At 64.8% G+C, this 16776-nt stretch carries 14 protein-coding genes and 3 pseudogenes; 7 read left to right on the top strand and 10 right to left on the bottom strand.

The features are described from left to right. The first annotated feature begins 120 nt into the window (after positions 1-120). Together AC1DQR_RS36285 and AC1DQR_RS36280 are read left to right on the top strand one after the other, a co-directional pair. Positions 121-1226 (top strand): annotated as a pseudogene (locus tag AC1DQR_RS36285) (helix-turn-helix domain-containing protein). A gap of 573 nt (positions 1227-1799) precedes the next feature. Further along, complete coding sequence (locus AC1DQR_RS36280) at positions 1800-2441, top strand: pyridoxamine 5'-phosphate oxidase family protein (protein WP_416053259.1); 642 nt, start codon at positions 1800-1802, stop codon at positions 2439-2441. 63 nt (positions 2442-2504) lie between these two features. On the opposite strand, the gene AC1DQR_RS36275 is transcribed toward AC1DQR_RS36280, so the two are convergent. Further along, positions 2505-2729 (bottom strand): DUF2834 domain-containing protein, encoded by a 225-nt coding sequence (locus AC1DQR_RS36275; RefSeq protein ID WP_416052621.1) that lies wholly within the window; start codon positions 2727-2729, stop codon positions 2505-2507. A gap of 26 nt (positions 2730-2755) precedes the next feature. Between AC1DQR_RS36275 and AC1DQR_RS36270 the strand changes: the two are divergent. From AC1DQR_RS36270 to AC1DQR_RS36250, 5 genes and pseudogenes are all read left to right on the top strand, one after another. Beyond that, positions 2756-3046, top strand: a pseudogene (locus AC1DQR_RS36270) (integrase core domain-containing protein); the annotation flags it as partial. 52 nt (positions 3047-3098) lie between these two features. After that, positions 3099-3599, top strand: a complete 501-nt coding sequence (locus AC1DQR_RS36265; protein ID WP_416052620.1) for a TonB-dependent siderophore receptor — start codon at positions 3099-3101, stop codon at positions 3597-3599. A 166-nt stretch (positions 3600-3765) separates the two neighbouring features. After that, positions 3766-4224: a MarR family winged helix-turn-helix transcriptional regulator gene (locus tag AC1DQR_RS36260; RefSeq protein WP_416052619.1), complete on the top strand. Its 459-nt coding sequence runs from the start codon at positions 3766-3768 to the stop codon at positions 4222-4224. A gap of 87 nt (positions 4225-4311) precedes the next feature. Further along, the gene (locus tag AC1DQR_RS36255; protein WP_416052618.1) at positions 4312-4878 is read left to right on the top strand and encodes an isochorismatase family protein; all 567 of its coding nucleotides are present in this window, start codon (positions 4312-4314) and stop codon (positions 4876-4878) included. Further along, positions 4875-6146 carry an MFS transporter gene (locus tag AC1DQR_RS36250; protein WP_477134778.1) on the top strand — a complete coding sequence of 424 codons (1272 nt, stop codon included), beginning with the start codon at positions 4875-4877 and terminating at the stop codon, positions 6144-6146. The genes AC1DQR_RS36255 and AC1DQR_RS36250 overlap by 4 nt, the downstream gene beginning before the upstream one ends. An 8-nt stretch (positions 6147-6154) precedes the next feature. Here AC1DQR_RS36250 and AC1DQR_RS36245 read toward each other — a convergent pair whose 3' ends face one another. The 9 genes and pseudogenes from AC1DQR_RS36245 to AC1DQR_RS36205 form a co-directional block, all read right to left on the bottom strand. After that, positions 6155-6955 carry an IclR family transcriptional regulator gene (locus AC1DQR_RS36245; protein WP_416052616.1) on the bottom strand — a complete coding sequence of 267 codons (801 nt, stop codon included), beginning with the start codon at positions 6953-6955 and terminating at the stop codon, positions 6155-6157. Between the two features lie 112 nt (positions 6956-7067). Continuing rightward, entirely contained in the window at positions 7068-9173 is a 2106-nt protein-coding gene (locus AC1DQR_RS36240) for an acetate--CoA ligase family protein (protein WP_477134777.1), read from the bottom strand. Between the two features lie 4 nt (positions 9174-9177). Next, the gene (locus AC1DQR_RS36235) at positions 9178-9978 is read right to left on the bottom strand and encodes an enoyl-CoA hydratase/isomerase family protein (RefSeq protein ID WP_416052615.1); all 801 of its coding nucleotides are present in this window, start codon (positions 9976-9978) and stop codon (positions 9178-9180) included. 77 nt (positions 9979-10055) lie between these two features. Further along, entirely contained in the window at positions 10056-11054 is a 999-nt protein-coding gene (locus AC1DQR_RS36230) for a tripartite tricarboxylate transporter substrate binding protein (RefSeq protein WP_416052614.1), read from the bottom strand. A gap of 181 nt (positions 11055-11235) precedes the next feature. Then, positions 11236-11901 (bottom strand): class I SAM-dependent methyltransferase, encoded by a 666-nt coding sequence (locus tag AC1DQR_RS36225; protein WP_416052613.1) that lies wholly within the window; start codon positions 11899-11901, stop codon positions 11236-11238. Positions 11902-12016: 115 nt separating this feature from the next. Continuing rightward, positions 12017-13642: a histidine kinase N-terminal 7TM domain-containing protein gene (locus AC1DQR_RS36220; RefSeq protein WP_477134776.1), complete on the bottom strand. Its 1626-nt coding sequence runs from the start codon at positions 13640-13642 to the stop codon at positions 12017-12019. Positions 13643-13782: 140 nt separating this feature from the next. Further along, positions 13783-15112: pseudogene (locus tag AC1DQR_RS36215) on the bottom strand (HipA domain-containing protein). Further along, positions 15109-15381 (bottom strand): helix-turn-helix domain-containing protein, encoded by a 273-nt coding sequence (locus AC1DQR_RS36210; protein WP_416052610.1) that lies wholly within the window; start codon positions 15379-15381, stop codon positions 15109-15111. The pseudogene AC1DQR_RS36215 and the gene AC1DQR_RS36210 overlap by 4 nt, the downstream one beginning before the upstream one ends. 178 nt (positions 15382-15559) lie before the next feature. Further along, positions 15560-16735 (bottom strand): acyl-CoA dehydrogenase family protein, encoded by a 1176-nt coding sequence (locus AC1DQR_RS36205; RefSeq protein ID WP_477134775.1) that lies wholly within the window; start codon positions 16733-16735, stop codon positions 15560-15562. Positions 16736-16776 lie beyond the last annotated feature (41 nt).

The raw sequence follows: 16776 nt of genomic DNA, 5'->3' as shown, positions 1-16776 counted from the left end.
TGTAAAGGCCAAATCAGAATGTCCGCTTCCAGCCACATCAGAATGTCCTCTGGATAGACCTATACTGGTAGCGCCTGGGTTGGACGGGAGCGCGCCGTGAAGGATCGAGGGTTGATCACCATGAGTCTGCGTGAAGTTGACCGCTTCAAGGTCATTCAGGCAACGGCCGAGGGCCTGCTGGCGCAATGGCGCGCCGCAGAGCGCCTGGATTTGACCGCGCGGCAAGTCCGGCGGCTGGTCCAGCGCTGGCGAGCCGATGGCCCGATGGGCTTGCTGTCGCGCCAGCGTGGGCAGCCAGGCCATCGCCAGCTGCCACGGATGCTCGAAGCGCAGGCACGCGCGCTAATCCAGCAGCACTACGCCGATTACGGCCCCACGCTGGCCTGCGAGAAGCTGCGCGAGCGCCATGGCATCGCGCTGGCCAAGGAGACGGTGCGGCGGATCATGATCGACGCCGGCTTCTGGGTCCCCAGGAAGCTGCGTCCGCCCAAGCTGCACCAGCCGCGCAAGCGCCGCGCTTGCCTGGGTGAACTGGTGCAGATCGATGGCAGCGAGCACGCGTGGTTCGAGGAGCGTGCGCCCATGTGCACGCTGCTGGTCTATGTCGACGATGCCACCAGCCGCCTGATGCAGTTGCTGTTCGTGCCGACCGAATCGACTTCGCCAAGACGCCAAGAAGCGACTTCAACGCGCACCGTCCCGTGCGGCCCGACGAGGACCTCGAGCGCATCTTTACCTGGCGCGAATGGCGCAAAGTCTCCAACCGGCTAACGCTGCAGTACGACCGCAAGCTGTATCTCATCACGGACCGGCCCGAGCACCGCCCCCTGATCCACCGCTACATCGAGGTGGCCGAGTATCCGGACGGCAGGATCGAGCTGTGGGCCGATGGCGCTGCCCTGCCCTACACCACCTATGACCGGCTGGCCGAGATCGATCAGGGCGCGATCGTGGAGCACAAGCGGCTGGGGCACGTGCTGGCCATCGCGGCAAAGGTCCAGGCGTTGCGCGATAGCCGGCAAACCGCAGGCCCGTCGCGCACGCTCTCGGGCGATCCCCCGCGGCCACACCAGCCTGCGCTGAACACCAAGCGCCAGCGGCTGATCAATCGGCTGGATCTGGAGCGCGCCATCGCCGGTTCCACCGCCCCACCCTGCGCTGGCTTCTCCACTTCCGGCCAGCTTGACCGCGTTACGGGGAAACCACAAAAAGCACGACCGCACTGACATTTCTAATTAGCCAGCCCACCGACAACTAAAAATAGCCTAGACATTAGGTGTGTAAAGGCCAAATCAGAATATCCGCTTCCAGCCACATCAGAATGTCCTCTGGATAGACCTATACTGGTAGCGCCTGGGTTGGACGGGAGCGCGCCGTGAAGGATCGAGGGTTGATCACCATGAGTCTGCGTGAAGCCGGTGGCSTYCTACAGCGACAAGGCCAGCATCTTCCGGGTCAATGCCARAGGCGTCACCACRGGRCGRGACCATACGCAGTTYGGGCGCGYRCTGTAYGAGCTGAATATCGAGAACCCAAGTCCTGGTGGAACTCAAAGTGCGTTTCCACTCGGCCTCGACCCAGAAAGAGACCTTCCGTTTTCTCCATAACGGCCATTCGCTGGCCCTAGCCCTCTAAATTAGTCCACTCATGACGATTTGCGCGGACCGTTCTACGGCAGAATTGGTCGAACGAGTACGCCTTTGCTGGCTCTAAATAATGGGGATCGGCTGGATCTAGACAGCAGGATGATGCAAACCTATACTGCCGCACCGTTTATACACGAGGAATGACTGTTGAAAATGCCATCCCCCACTCCCCGCACCCGCATACGCCGGCTCCCGGAGCTTGCGCTCTATGAAAAGGCGGCGCTTTATTCGATAATCGATTCAGCTTATGTCTGCCATATTTCTTTTTACGATGGCGAAACCAGTCATGTCATTCCCACTGCGTGCTGGCGCGATGGCGATAGGCTATACGTCCATGGTTCCAATGGCGGGCGGCTTATTCGCCAACTAACCAGTGCCAAAGAGGCAGCGGTGGCTATTACCCACTTGGACGGACTCGTGTTGGCAAAGTCTGCATTTAATCACGCCATGAATTATCGCTCCGCGATTATTTATGGGCGATTTAATGCTGTAAATGACGATGCGGAAAAGCGCCGACTGATGGATGTTTTCATGAGACTGATTGCGCCAGGTCGCGAGGGGGATGCCCGGCCGGGGAGCGCGAAGGAGTTTGCTGCGACGACAATTCTAGGCATCGCGCTCGATGAAGCCGCCGCGAAAGTTCGAACTGGCGGGCCGATTGATGACGAATCAGACCTGGATTTGCCAATTTGGGCCGGTGTCCTGCCGATGGTGACGCTGCCACAGACGCCGATTGCTGCATCGACCAGTATCGGAGCAGAACCAGTGTACGTGAGGCAATGGAAGGCGCCTTAGTCAGCGTGATTGAATGTCTAGTAGATCGGTGGATTCATTGGAGGAGACAAGGGGAATGGACCCTTATCCCTTGTTCCTGTAGGACACCGCTTCGGCAGTCCGCTGGGGTGCTGCGGAACGCCGGCTTATGACATGCCGGTGGCGAACGAACAGGAACAATGGGAGCGCCACCGACACACCGACGAGCAGCCCCAGCAGGCACTGCGGACCACTTCTGATTGCCAGGCGAGGCGAGAACTCTGAAAGAGTAAAGACGATTGTGACGATCCCGGAAACCAGTACATCCATCGCGAAGAACCGGCCAATGGCACTGGCAATATTGCGCGCACGGCTATCGGAGGCTGCTCGTGCAGTTTGGCATGCAGGTCTCGATGTCGCGCAAGGGCAATTGCTATGACAACGCGCCAATGGAGAGTTTCTGGGGAAGTTTGAAGAGTGAGTTGATGTACCAGCACCACAGGTACGCGACGCGCACCGAGGCCATCGCATCCATTCGAGAGTACATCGAGATCTTCTACAACCGGCAGCGGCGGCACTCGAAACTCGAATACCGAACCCCAGGGGAAGTCGCGGCTAAATACCGTAGCCAGCAGGCCGCAGCATAAATCGGCTGTGTCCGCTGTAGACAGGACACCTCATAGCGACAAAATGGCCTGCATGCACGCAGGCATCACCGACTCGCTGGATCCCTCCTACTCGGTGGCCGCCGGCGAGGCGCGCAGCCGCGGGGTGGAACTCGACGCGTCCGGGCAGCTCGGCACGCATTGGCGCGTGACCGGCAACTTTGCCTATACCGACGCCGAAATCACCCAGGACAGCAGGCTCGCCGCCGGCACGCCGCTGGCCAACATCCCGCGCAACAACGGCAGCGTGATGGCGGTGCACGAGGATGTGGCCCCCATCGGCCAGCGCTACGGCGTGGGCGGCGGCATCCGCTATGTCGGCAAGCGCTCCGGCGACTCGCAGAACAGCTTCTCGCTGCCCGCCTATACGCTGGCCGACGTGCTGGGCTATTGGCAATACAGCGAGACGGTACGCGTGACACTCAATGTCGACAACCTGTTCGACAAGACCTACTACGCCAGCTCCTATAGCAGCGTGTGGGTCATGCCCGGCGCCGGCCGTACTGTGCGCCTGGGCCTGCGGCTGAGCTACTGAGCCCTGTTCGAGCGCATGCAGGCACTGAAGCGCTGGTGGACTATGACCTTGCCGGCGCACCTGGCGCCGTCCTGATTGGATCTCCCTGAGCGTCAACCATGATGAACCCGAACAAAATAAGAAGGTTACCTTTGTAGTTTTCCTTCGCATCGACTACATTGGGGGGATGCATTCCAACCACAAACACGATGATCCGCAGGCTGCCGGCGCATCCGCGCTGGCAACCGATCTTCGTATCGTGATCGGCCAGCTGAGGCGCCGCCTGCGTGAAGAGGTGCATCCGGGCGATCTCACCTGGTCGCAGATGTCGGTTCTTGGCCGCCTGGAGCGCGATGGTCCGGCCACTGTGACAACCCTGGCGCGGGCCGAGGGTGTGCGGTCGCAGTCCATGGGCGCCACGGTTGCCGTCCTGGAAGCAGCCCGGCTGGTGAGCGGTGCGCCGGATCCGGTCGACGGGCGGCAGACCATCTTGTCGCTCACGGCTGACGCCAAGGAGATGATCCTGGCAACCCGGGCAGCGCGCGAAGACTGGCTGCTCCGTGCCATCCGGACAAAGCTGGCGGCGACGGAGCAAGAGGAGCTTGCGGCCGGCATCGCCCTGCTCAAACGGCTGGCCGACTCGTGACGGGGCCCTTTCAAAGCCCCGGCCAGCGCCCCGCTCCGGACTTGCCGTAGTCCCGACCTTAGTCCCTATCGACCGAGAGAAAACACCATGCCAGTCACCATTCTTGATCCGAAAGCCGCTCTCGTTGTCATCGATCTGCAGCAGGGAATCGTCTCGCTTCCCGTCGTGCACCCGGTCGATGAGGTCGTGAAGCAGTCTGTGGCCCTTGCCACCGCGTTCCGTGGCCACGGCCTGCCAGTTGTGCTGGTCAATGTTGCCGGCGGCGCCCCCGGCCGTACCGAACAGGGGCGCAGGCTTGGCGATCTTCCTGCCGGATGGGCCGATCTGGTGCCCGAGTTGAACCGGCAGCCGGCTGACCACACGGTGACAAAGCGGACCTGGGGAGCATTCACCAATACCGATCTTGAGGCGCAACTGAGAGAGCTGGGAGTTACGCAAGTGGTGCTTGCCGGCGTTGCGACCAGCATCGGCGTGGAGTCGACCGCGCGCCAGGCGTATGAGCTTGGGTTCAACGTTGCCCTGGCCGTCGATGCCATGACCGACATGAGCATGGATGCGCACGCGAACAGCATTGCGCGGATTTTCCCGAGGCTGGGGGAGACCGGCACAACCCGCGAGATCATCGATCTGCTCGAAAAGGGCCGTGGCCGGTGAGAGGCACCTTCCGTTCGCTCAACAACTTCAACTACCGGCTCTGGGCCGGTGGGGCCATCGTATCCAATGTGGGAACCTGGATGCAGCGCACCGCGCAGGACTGGCTGGTGCTCACGCATCTGACGCACAAGAACGCAACGTCCGTGGGCGTGGTCATGGCGCTGCAGTTCGGGCCCCAGATGCTCTTGTTACCCTTGACGGGCTTTGCGGCGGATCATTTCGACCGGCGCAAGCTCCTGCTTGCCACGCAGGCCGCCATGGGCACGCTGGCGCTCGGGCTGGGGCTCCTGACCTTGTCCGGGCACGTCCAGTTGTGGCACGTGTACCTGTTTGCGYTCCTGCTCGGCTGCGTCACGGCATTCGACTCTCCCGCGCGCCAGACCTTTGTCGCCGAGCTGGTCGGGGACTCGGACCTGTCCAACGCCGTGGCGCTGAATTCCACCTCGTTCAACGCAGCGCGGATGATTGGCCCGGCCGTGGCCGGCGTGCTGATCAGCGTGGTGGGCACCGGATGGGTATTCCTGATCAATGCGGCGTCTTTTGTCGCGGTGCTGGGGGCGTTGAGCCGCCTGCGCCTTGGTGAACTGCATCGGAAGCCCCGGGCGGTGCGCGCGCGAGGCAGCTTTGCCGAGGGCTTTCGCTATGTCTGGCGGCGCCCCGACCTGAAGGCTGCCTTGCTCATGCTGTTCCTGATCGGCACGTTTGGGCTGAACTTCCCGATTTTCATCTCGACGATGTCGGTGACCGTCTTTCATGCCGGTGCGGATCAGTTCGGTTTCCTGACGTCGATCATGGCGATCGGGTCGGTTACCGGCGCCTTGCTGGCGGCAAGGCGAGCCAAGCCGCGTTTCTCGCTTTTGCTCGCTGGCGCAACGGTTTTCGGGGTAGGCTGCGCGCTAGCCGCGATCATGCCCAGCTACGCCCTGTTTGGTCTTGCACTGATCATGGTTGGCGTGGCGGCACAGACCATGACCACGTCGACAAACAGCCTGGTGCAGCTATCGACCGAACCCGCCATGCGCGGTCGGGTGGTGGCCATCCTCCTCGCCTTGGCTTTGGGCGGCACCCCGCTTGGCGCGCCGATCGTCGGCTGGGTCGCCGATACCTTCGGGCCACGCTGGGCGCTTGGCATCGGCGCTGGCGCGGGCTTTGCCGCTGCGATCGTCGGCGTGCGTTACCTCGCGAAATATCATCGCCTGCGCTTGCGCATCGACGCCGGGCGCCTGCGCCTGAGCTTGGACGAACACATGCTCAAGCCGAAGGCGTGAGCCGCCTGTTACACGGCCTCGTCGCCCATCGCGCTGCGGATCTGCGCGGCAAGTTTCATCAGGTGTGGCTTGAGAATGCGTGCGGCGCTGGCCGGCGTTGCCTGCGTGGCGGTGCTGACGTTCAGCACGTGGATGGCGTAGCGCTTGAACACCAGCGGCGTGGAGAGCGCGACCACTTCCGGCTGCCAGCTCGCCATGCACCAGCCTTGCTTGCGCACCTGCCCGATGGCTTGCTCGATGTCTTGTGCAAGTGCGGGCCAGTTAGCGCGCAGGCGCTTGCCGAAGCCTTCCAGCAAGGCCTTGGTTTCCTGCTCGGGGGCCGCGGCCAGGTAGGCACGTCCCAGGGAGGTCAGCTCCATGGGCACACGCTGCCCGGTCACCACGCTGCGCAGCGAAACCTTGCGGCTATAGCGGATGGATTCCAGGTAGACCATCTCGTCGCGGTCGGCCATGGCCAGCCCGACGTTGATGTGCTGGCTTTGCGCGAGCTCGCGCATCAAGGGGGCTGCGGCCTGCAGCACGGCAGAGCCGGTGCGCATGGCGTGCGCCAGGCTCAGGACCGGCGGGCCAAGCCGGTAAGCGCGCAGCGTGGCGTCGTACAGGAGGAAGCCCGCCTCGACCAGGCTTTGCGTGAGCCGGCTGACGGTCGAGCGCGGCAGGCCGGTGCGTTCGGCCAGGTCGCCGTTGCCCAGCACTTCCGAGCCCGCACGAAACGCACGGAGTATCTCCATGCCGCGCTCGAGCGAGCGATTGGCCGACGTGCTGCTCGCCCTGCCACGCGCCCGCGACAGCGCTAGTTCGGGATCCAAGGTCATGCTCCTGGGTGGGGCTGATTTCCGACTGCCGGAATGAAATCATCGGAGGGTAGTCTGGCATCATTTGGCATGACTATGCCAGACTCCCCTGCCCGGCTCCCTGCCATCAGCCCGCCATCACAACCACGCCATCTGCCGCCCGCACGCCTTGCAATGCCGGCAGCACGAAGACCGGGTTGATCTCTGCCTCCACCAACTGCTCGCCCAGCGCGGCCGTCATGCTGGAAAATGCCACAATGGCATCGGCCAGCGCCGCAACGTCGGCCTTGGGCCGCCCGCGGAAGCCGTCCAGCAGCGGCCAGGTTTTCAGTTCCTGGATCATGCCAAGTGCTTCGGTGTGCGACAGCCCGCCGGCTGGCGGCAGCATGCGCATGGTGGTGTCCTTGAACAGCTCCGCGGTCACGCCGCCCATGCCAAGCAGGATCGCGGTGCCGAGCGCGTCGCGGTGCATGCCAAGGATCATCTCCACGCCGCCGGTGACCATCTCCTGGACGAGGAAGCGCTGGGGCACCACGCCGGTATGCGTTCGCACGTCGTCGGCCATCGCCGACAACCGCGCCGATATGTCTTGCGGCGTCAGGTTGACGGCGACGCCGCCCACATCGCTCTTGTGCGTGATCTCGGCGCTGAGGATCTTAAGGACCACGCGGGCACCGAGGGCATCGGCGGCGTCGCTGGCTTCTTGCCCATTGCGTACGATGCGCTCGCGCACCGACGGGATGCCAAAGCGCGCGAAGAGCTGCTTTGCCGCCGCCTCATCCAGCGCGCCGTGCGGCAGCTCCCCGGCGATGCGGGCTGCCGCCGGGGCCGGGACGTCRGGCGCCTCGCGCCATTGCCCGGCACGCAGCATGGCGCTTAGCGCGGCCGTACAGCTCTCGGGCGCGCTGAATGCGGGCACGCCGCGCGCGGTCAGCAGGCTGGCCACCTGCGGCGCATGCGGGCTGACGAAGGCCACCACCGGCTTGTCGCTGGTGGGCAGGCAATCCTGGATCGCGCCTGCCATCAGGTCTGGCATGGCCAGGCCGGACGACCCGACGATGATGGCAACGGCGTCATAGCTCGGGCTATCCAGCAGCGCCCGGATTGCGCCGCGCAGCAGGTCCGGCTGCAGGCCTGCCAGGGTGACATCGATGGGGTTGCGATCCAGTGCCGCGTGATCGCCCTGCTGCAGCGCCCGCAGCCGTTGCGCGGTGGCTTCATCCGGCGCGGGCGTCTCGAAGCCGGACAACCCGAGGCTGTCCGAAACCAGCGTGCCGGCGCCGCCGGTCGAGGTCAGGATGGCAACCCGGTTGCCGCGCAGCGCCCTGCCGGTGGCGAGCGCGGCGGGCATGTCGAGCAGGTCAGCGAAGGTCTGCGCGCGGATCACGCCGGCTTGCCGGAACAGCGCGTCGTACATCCGGTCCGCGCCGGCCAGCGCGCCCGTGTGCGATACCGCGGCGCGTGCCCCCGCCTCGGAGCGGCCGATCTTGAACGCGACCACCGGCTTGCCTGCCCTGGCCGCTTTCAGCGCGGCGGCACGGAATCGGTCGGGATGGCGCACGCTTTCCACATACAGCGCAATCACGCGGGTGGCCTCATCATCCGCCAGGTAGTCGACGAAATCCGCCAGGTCGAGGTCCACTTCATTGCTGGTGGAAACCAGCTTGGAAAGCCCGATGCCGCGCGCGGCGGCGCGCGAGAGCAACGCGCCAAGAATGCCGCCGCTCTGCGAGACCACGCCGATGTTGCCGACGGGGAAATGATCCATCTCCAGCGCCCCGCTGGCGGAGAGCGGGATATTGTCGGTGAGGTTGACCAGGCCGATGGTGTTGGGGCCGAGCAGGCGCATGGCGCCGGCTGCCTCGATCAGCTCCGCCTGGCGGCGCGCGCCTTCGGCGCCCGTCTCCGAGTAGCCGCTGGCCAGCACGATGGCGGCGCCGGTGCCGAGCGCGGCCAGTTCGCGCACGGCCAGGTGGGCGCGCTGCGCGCCTAGCAGGACGATGCCCACATCCGGCACTTCCGGCAACGCGTCGATATCCGCATAGCAGCGGATGCCGTCAATCTCGCCCACCTTCGGGTTGACCGGGTAGATGGCGCCGGCGAAGCCGTGTTTTTTCAGGTAGGCGACCGGGCGCCCGGCGGTCTTGGCCGCATCGGCGGAAGCGCCGATGATGGCGACGCTGCGCGGCTTGACCAGGCGGGCGATGGCGGAGAGTGCGTTATCTGCGTCCATGGTGTCAGGCCTGTTCCTTTCCAGCCATCTTGGCCAGGAATGCCCGCACGGATTCCCGATGCTCGGTGCTGGTGTAGCAGATGCCCTGTGCCTGGCTGCCCTGTGCGAATACCTGCTCGGCCGGCAACTCGAAGGCCTGGTTCAGGATGGACTTGCCCAGCGCCAGGGCAGTTGCGGAGCCCTGGCTCAGCTCCGCCGCCCAGGCCCTGGCACTGGGCAACAGCGCTTCCGGCTCGCTCACGCGATCCGCGATGCCCAGCTGGAGGGCCTCTGCGGCATCGACCTTGCGCCCGCTGAAGATCAGTTCCTTGGCCTTGGACAGCCCGGTGCGGCGCGGCAGGAAGTACATGCCGCCGCCGTCCGGGATCAGGCCACGATGGATGTACGACCAGGCGAAACTGGCGTTTTCCGAGGCCACCACAAAATCGCAGCTCATGGCCATATCGGCACCCAGCCCGGCGGCGGCGCCATTGACCGCGGCAATGGTGGGCTTGGGCATGTTGTGCAGCAGCGCCACGGTATGGTGCACCCGTTGCTGGCGCGACCAGCCGTTGAACGCAACCTCGCCCGCCGGCGCATCCATGCGCCGCTGCATGCCGGCCACATCGCCGCCTGCGCAGAAGCCTTTACCGTTGCCGGTGAGCACCAGCGCCCGAATGGTCTTGTCCTGCGTGACATGCTCCAGGGCGGCAATCAGCTCGGTGCGCATGTCGTCGGTCATGGCGTTGCGCTTTTCAGGGCGGTTCAGCGTCAGGGTGGCGATCCCGGCGTCGATGTCGAGCGTGATCAGTGAAGTGGTGTTCATGGTGGGTCTCTCTACCTTGTGTTTTGTGCTTGGTGTTCTCTGTATTGCGTGCCGATGCGCAATCAAGGGCTGCCGGACTACTCCGCGGTGATGTTGGCTTGCTTGACCACCCGGCTCCAGCGAACCTCCTCGGCGCGCACATAGCGGCCAAATTCCTCGGGCGTTCCCGCGCTGACTTCCAGGCCCTCGGTTTCGGCGCGCTTGCGGAACGCCTCGGTTTGCACGGCCTTCCTGGCGGCGGCGTTCAGGCGGGCAATCACCGCGGCGGGCGTGCCTGCCGGCACGAAGAGCCCGTACCAGCTTTCGGCCACGTAACCGGGCACGCCGCTTTCCGCGATGGTGGGCACCTTCGCCAGGACTGGGCTTGTCGAGCGCTTGGCCGTGGTCACCGCGATCGCGCGCAGCTTGCCGTTCTCAAGCAACGACGCTACTGCGGAGGCCGTGGCGAACATCACATCCACCTGGCCGCCCAGCAAGTCGGTGATGGCTGGGCCGGCACCTCGGTAGGGAATGTGATTGAGGTCGACTTTGGCCAGTGACTTGAACAGTTCACCCGCGAGGTGCGCGGAGGTGCCAGGGCCCTGCGATGCAAACGAGATTTTCCCTGGCTTGGCCTTGGCGGCAGCGATCAGGTCCTGCACCGTCTTGTAGGGGCTGTCCGGGCGTACCACCAGCACATTGGGCGACTGGCCTACCAGCATCACCGGCGCAAATGCCTTGTCGGTGGCATAGGGCAGCTTGGCGTGGATGCTCGGGTTGACCGCGTGCGCAAACGTGGCCATTACCATGGTGTAGCCATCCGGCGCGCTCTTGGCCACCGTGTCGGAGCCGATGATGGTACCGCCGCCCGGCTTGTTGTCGATGATCACCGGCTGGCCGAGATCCTGCGACATCGTCGCGCCCATGGTCCTGGCGATCAGGTCGGTGCCACCGCCCGGGGCGAAGGGCACGACGAGGCGAATGGGCTTTTCCGGGAAGGCTGCGGCGTTGGCGGCAGGCGCCAGCGCGCCCGTGGCGGCAAGCGCAATGGCCAACGTGGCCAGCGCCCTGTTGAAGAGGGGGAATGAATTAGGCACTTGCGTCTCCGTCTGGGTTTCTTGACGGGACAGGCGCCATTTCTTGCCCTGCCCGTCGTTTATCGATGAACCCAGATTAAGCGCAAATACGGTCGAATACAGCCCTGCATTTCCACACAGTGGAATTGAGATCCGGCCTCGGCGGGCTTGCTTGGGGCCGGCATGGCCGCCCGCCCGGCCGCTACCGGTATCCCGCGACTACCGTCACGACAAGCGGCCGCGGCAACATGCCGGATGCGTCAAGATGCCGTCCCACGTAGTCACGCAGCTCAGCCTCAATGGCTGCGTGGCGCGATGTCGGCACCTCTTCCCACAAGCGCATCGACCGCGCGTGTGCAACCGCATGGTCGATGGAGAGCGACTCCATCGTTTGGATCCGGTCTTCCCGGACCGCGTGAAAGCCGCCGGCGGCTAGCGTCCCGGCAGGCTGGTATTCGGCTTTGGGCCGCGCCTGGCTCAGGGCCACGTGGCGGCCGACGATGTCAACGATGGCCTCGCGAAAATCGCCCGCGTCGTTCTTGTTGACGACGACGAAGGCCGCGCCTGGCATCAATACGCGGCGGATGTTGCGCACTGACACATCGTCCGAGAACCAGTGGAACGCGCCGAAGGCGGCAGCCCCGCTGAATGCCGCGTCGGCAAAATCCAGGCGATCGGCGCCCATTACGTGGTACGCGCCCGCCTGCCCCAGCCGGCGCGCCTCGTCGATCATGTCCGGGTCAACGTCGATCCCGACCGGGCGAAAACCGCACGCGGTCAGTTGCCGGGTGGCGATGCCCGTGCCGCATCCGATGTCGAGGATGGCTTGCGTCTGTGCTGCCGCCAAAATATCTGCGACCTTGTCCATCACTGCCGTGCTGTAGGACTGGCGTGCCTGGTTGTAGATGGCTGCGGATTCGCCGAATGACATGAGTAGGGTACTCCTGAGAGGATGGCCGGTCAGGCCAATCCATGAAAGACGTTCAGCCCGGGTACACAGGCGACGCCACCGGGTCGTGCATCATGAAGCGGTCGCGGCCGTTGCGCTTGGCCTCGTACATGGCAGCGTCGGCCTTTTCGAGCAGGAACTCCAGCGACGGCGACGCCGGGATTTCGCAAACCGCGCCAACGCTGATGGTGACGCACGGGTGCTCCGGCCAGCCGCCATGCGGCAGCGCCAGCGAGCGCACGGCATTGAGCAGGCGCAAGCCGATTTCCCTCGTCCCGGCGGGCGCGATCGCTGGCAGCACGATGACGAACTCTTCGCCGCCAACGCGGGCGCAGAAGTCGCCGGGGCCGTTGCGCATGGCTTCGCCGATGGCGGCGGCAACGCGGCGCAGGCATTCGTCGCCGTGCACGTGGCCGTGGAGATCGTTGTACTGCTTGAAGTAATCGACGTCGATGATCAGCAGGCCGACGGGAATGCCGCGCTCAAACGCGTCGGCTATCGCGACGGCGGCCTCGCGCTGGAAGTAGCGCCGGTTGAGCGCGCCGGTGAGCGCATCGCGATACAGGTCCGCCTCGATGCGCGAGAGCTTTTCCTCGGTTTCGCCGAGCCGCACCGCCAGGCTGGAGTTTTCCGCCGTCAACGCGTGCTCGCGCGAGCGAAAGCGCGTGACGTCGCGCAGGAACACAATGATCCCGACCGGCTGCCGGTTCAGGTTACGCACCGAATCCACGGTGAGTTCGTAATCGACGCGCGCCTGCGAAATCAGGTGCGAGCCGCCGCTGCCGGGTGCGCCGCTGCGGCTGGCGGCAATCGCGTCCCGCCAGGCAGGCGGAAAGGCGCTGCCCCGCTCCACCTCCACCAGCAGGCGCCGCGCGGCAGGGTTGAAGTCGACGATGATGTCGTTGGCATTCACGATCACGCAGCCCTCTTGCAAGGCATCGAAGACCCTGAGCCTGGCGTAGTGGCCAACGTCATCCAGGTGCCTGCGCAGCGCGCATACCCACACCAGCACCGCCGTCACCGCGAAAGTGGCGGGGGTCAGGTCGCCGCCCAGCGGCCCCGTCCATCCGCGCAAATACGCGATATTGGCCACCAGCGGCAACGCCAGGCCGCCCGCAAGCACTGCCCTTCCCCCGCGGGTCAGGTTGCTGCTTGGCACCCGCGCCGTCAGCAGGAAGTAAACGCTGATCAGCAACAGCAGGTAGGTGTAGGCGGCCGCCGCGGCGTATCCCGGGCCATGGCCGAAGACGGCGCCCGGCGGCGCGCCCCCCGGCACCAGCTGGATCGATGTCCAGATCAGGTGATGCCGTTCGTTGGTAAAGACCAGGGCCAGCGTCACGATATTGATGACAATGGGCAGCGAGAGCAGCGACCAAGGGATGACGAATCTTGGCCGGCTGAGCTGGACGATGGCGCAGAGCCAGCCGATGGGCACGGCGACAATGCCGACATATTGCACCTTGGCCCACAGGATGCGGGTTTCCAGGTCGACGGAGTTCAACTCGAGCAGGCGGCCACCGCTCCATAGCGCGCTCCCCAGGGCCAGCGCCAGGAAGGCCTTGACGATGGGATCGTCCCGCCGCGTCCAGGTTGCGACGGCAACCGTCAGACTTCCGACGACCGCAAAGGTGAGGCAGAGGACAAGGGGGTACGAAGGCATTCGGCCGGTTCCAGGACGCGCCCGCCGGCAGCGCCAGCGGTGGATTCTCCGGTCGGATTATAAGGCGGCGCGGCGCGGCTGATCCGTGTCGCGGGAAGGCTGAGGCGCTTCCCGCGACGAATGCCCTCTTGTGCAGGCGGCTATGCTGCCGGACTTCGAACTGGCCGTCTAAGCCGATCGGACATCTCCTTGAGTGGCATGGCCAGGATGGCATTGAGCAGCCGGGCCTCGCCGCCATCCGGCGTGGCCTCAGCTTCGACTTGCGCTCGGACCTCATTCGTGGCCTGCGCTACGGCAGCCATCACTGCGTCGAGCTCATAGGCCGCCGCCGTTGGACTCAAGCCAAGTTCCTGCCCCGCTTGAATCAGGTCGGTGCGCTGGAGGTCGCCGTAATGCCTGGCGGCCCCGATCGGCATGGACAATTCGGAGTCCGGCCAGTACGGCGCGGTGTCGCGAAAGTTCTTGGTGTCGTACACCACGGTGCTGACGATATCGTAGAACGGAGCAAGGCTGTAGCCGTCGGGGTCCGCGAAGAACGACAGGTTTTTCATATGCGCGTCGCCGTTGCCAACCAGCACGTTGAACACAACCCAGCGGTAAATCGCCAGGCGCGAGGCCGCGCGGGTACGTGTCAGCTCGATCAGCGCTCTCAGAGTCTGCGTCGAGGCTTGCGTGTATTTTAGTGTCCGGCTCTTGCCGCGCAGCTGCATGCCGTCAATGACATGCCGGCGCCGCACCTGGCCCTGCAGCGATTCACGATCGAAACGGGAAATAGCGAAGACCGGCGCCGGCACACGCAGGAACGCCGTGGCTGGCACGGGCAGCCCCACGCGCGCAGCCAGCCGCATGCAGAAGAACTCATTGATGGCGGTATGTGGCCATGCGGTAGAGGGCGCTTCCGGCTTCAGGATATGGGTGGAAGGCTCTGCGCCGATTGGCTCCAGCAACAGCCGCTCTCCATGCCTGCCCTCCATGCCTGCCCTCCAGGATTGCCGCCAGCTTGTGCTGCGCGCCACCGACCGACATATGCTTGGGCGCCTTCGCGTCAAGCGGGCGCCGCGGCAGATCCCCGATACGGCGGTGCAGTTCTTCGAACGATAGAGGCACCCGGCCTGCGCCGGGTTCCTGCTGGCCCGGCGCCAGGAGCGTGATGGCCCCGGCCGATTCCGCGCCGTAGTACGCCAGCATGCCCCATGCGTCTTCGATATCGAGCTTTGCCGTGCTGGCCAGCACAGCGCGTTGGCCCTCTTCCGGCAAGAGGTTGTCGAAGAAGTACTGCACGGGACGATCGGAACTGGTATCGACCTGAAGTGCCGGCCCTAGCGGAAGACTCGGGCTCAGGGCGAAGCGCCCGGGGTGATTCAGCCAGCCCGCGTCGTAGGCAAACGTCCAAACCCCGTTGTTGTCCGCCACTTCACCGATTTTTACGCCGTTGGCAAAGGCGATGAGCGTGCGCTCTTCTTCGCTCATTTACGCACTCGCCGGTTGACGAGCCCGTCTTTGTCCGCCATCAGTTGCTGGACGCCGGAAGCCTCGCCGAACAACGCCACGCCAAGCTCCTGGAGCAGGAGCAGCACCTTGCCGATTTGCGCGGTCTCCTTGCCACGTTCAACCGCTGAGATAAAGGCTGGCGAGAGGCCCGTGGCGCGCGCCAGTTCGTCGCGCGTGAGTTTCTGGGTCATGCGCGCAGCGCGGGCGAGCTGGCCAAGGCTTGCGGTTGCGGTAATAAGGTGCTGCATAGCTCATTCCGTCGTGACAATAACGTATCAGTACGACGACAGTATAGAGGGCTATCTGGCAGTACTCCAGATATGAGATGCGTTCGAATACGTTAGTTTGGTGACGGTGGGTTTTGCTTTCTAAGAGGCATGACTGAATACGTTAATCGATATTCTAGCTCCCACCCCACTCTCCGCCTCAAACCCCCAACTGCCGCGCGGCCAGGTCTTTCATGATTTCCTCCGACCCGCCGCCGATCATCATGACCTTGACCTCGCGGTACACCCGCTCGCTCAGGGTGCCGCGCATGAAACCCATGCCGCCCAGGATCTGCACGGCCTGGTCGGCGCAGAACTGCATGGCCTGGGTGGCCTGGATCTTGGCCATGCAGGTGCGCGCCACCAGTTGCGCCGGGTCGCCGGCCTGATGCTGCACGCGGTAGGCCAGGTCGTAGACGAGGTTGCGGGCGGCTTCGATGCGCAGGGCCATGTCGACCAGCTTGTGGCGGATCACCTGGCGCTCCACTAGCGGGTGGCCGAAGGTGCTGCGCTGGCGCGCCCAGTCGAGTGCTTCCTGCAGGCAGGCTTCGGCGTAGCCATAGGCGCTGGCGCTCATCCCCAGCCGCTCGGCGTTGAAGTTGCGCATGATGACCTGGAAGCCGCGGTTCTCTTCGCCGATCAGGTTGGCGGCCGGGATCCGGCAGTTGTCGAAGTGCAGGTGGGCGGTGTCGGAGGCGAGCCAGCCCATTTTCTTGAGTTCGGTGCGGGTCAGGCCGGGCGGGTTGCCTTCGATCAGCAGCAGGGAAATGCCGCCCGCACCCTTGTTGGCGGGATCGGTGCGCACCGCGGTGGTGATGAAGTCGGCGCGCATGCCGGAGGTGATGAAGGTCTTCTCGCCGTTGACGATGTAGTGGTCGCCGTCGCGCACGGCGGTGGTCTTCAGGCTGGCCACGTCGGAGCCGCCGCCGGGCTCGGTAATGGCTAGCGCGGCGATCTTGTCGCCAGCGATGACCGCGGGCAGCACGCGTTCCTGCAGCGCCTGGCTGCCGGCCGCGACGATGGGCGGCACGCCGATGGAATGGGAGTGCAGCGACGCGTTGACGCCGCCGGAGCCGCAGCGGGCAAACTCTTCGGCCTGGATCAGGTGATAGAAGATGTCGCCGGGCGTGCCGCCGAAGTGTTCCGGGTAACCCAGCCCGAGCAGACCGACTTCCGCGGCGCGGCGGTATAGCGAGCGGGGAAAGGTCCCGGCTTCGTCCCAGTCGTTCACGTAGGGCGTGATCTCGCGGGCGACGAAGTCGCGCAGCGTGCTGCGGAACTGCTCGTGCTCGGCGGTGAAATAGTGCGCAAGGGGCGGCAGGGTCAGGAGGCTCATCGTGGGTCCTGTCAGTGGGGCTGTCAGTGGATTTTCGGGTC

The sequence above is a fragment of the Cupriavidus sp. 05L411 genome, assembly GCF_056398045.1.
Note: the sequence above shows the minus strand (reverse complement) of the source record. Positions and strands in the feature narration are given on the sequence as shown.

Coding starts and splice junctions, on each gene's coding strand:
- AC1DQR_RS36260 (WP_416052619.1), top strand. CDS start 3,766: ATGCATTCCAACCACAAACACGATGATCCGCAGGCTGCCGGCGCATCC.
- AC1DQR_RS36235 (WP_416052615.1), bottom strand. CDS start 9,978: ATGAACACCACTTCACTGATCACGCTCGACATCGACGCCGGGATCGCC.
- AC1DQR_RS36225 (WP_416052613.1), bottom strand. CDS start 11,901: ATGGACAAGGTCGCAGATATTTTGGCGGCAGCACAGACGCAAGCCATC.
- AC1DQR_RS36210 (WP_416052610.1), bottom strand. CDS start 15,381: ATGCAGCACCTTATTACCGCAACCGCAAGCCTTGGCCAGCTCGCCCGC.
- AC1DQR_RS36205 (WP_477134775.1), bottom strand. CDS start 16,735: ATGAGCCTCCTGACCCTGCCGCCCCTTGCGCACTATTTCACCGCCGAG.
- AC1DQR_RS36265 (WP_416052620.1), top strand. CDS start 3,099: ATGCACGCAGGCATCACCGACTCGCTGGATCCCTCCTACTCGGTGGCC.
- AC1DQR_RS36255 (WP_416052618.1), top strand. CDS start 4,312: ATGCCAGTCACCATTCTTGATCCGAAAGCCGCTCTCGTTGTCATCGAT.
- AC1DQR_RS36220 (WP_477134776.1), bottom strand. CDS start 13,642: ATGCCTTCGTACCCCCTTGTCCTCTGCCTCACCTTTGCGGTCGTCGGA.
- AC1DQR_RS36275 (WP_416052621.1), bottom strand. CDS start 2,729: ATGGATGTACTGGTTTCCGGGATCGTCACAATCGTCTTTACTCTTTCA.
- AC1DQR_RS36280 (WP_416053259.1), top strand. CDS start 1,800: ATGCCATCCCCCACTCCCCGCACCCGCATACGCCGGCTCCCGGAGCTT.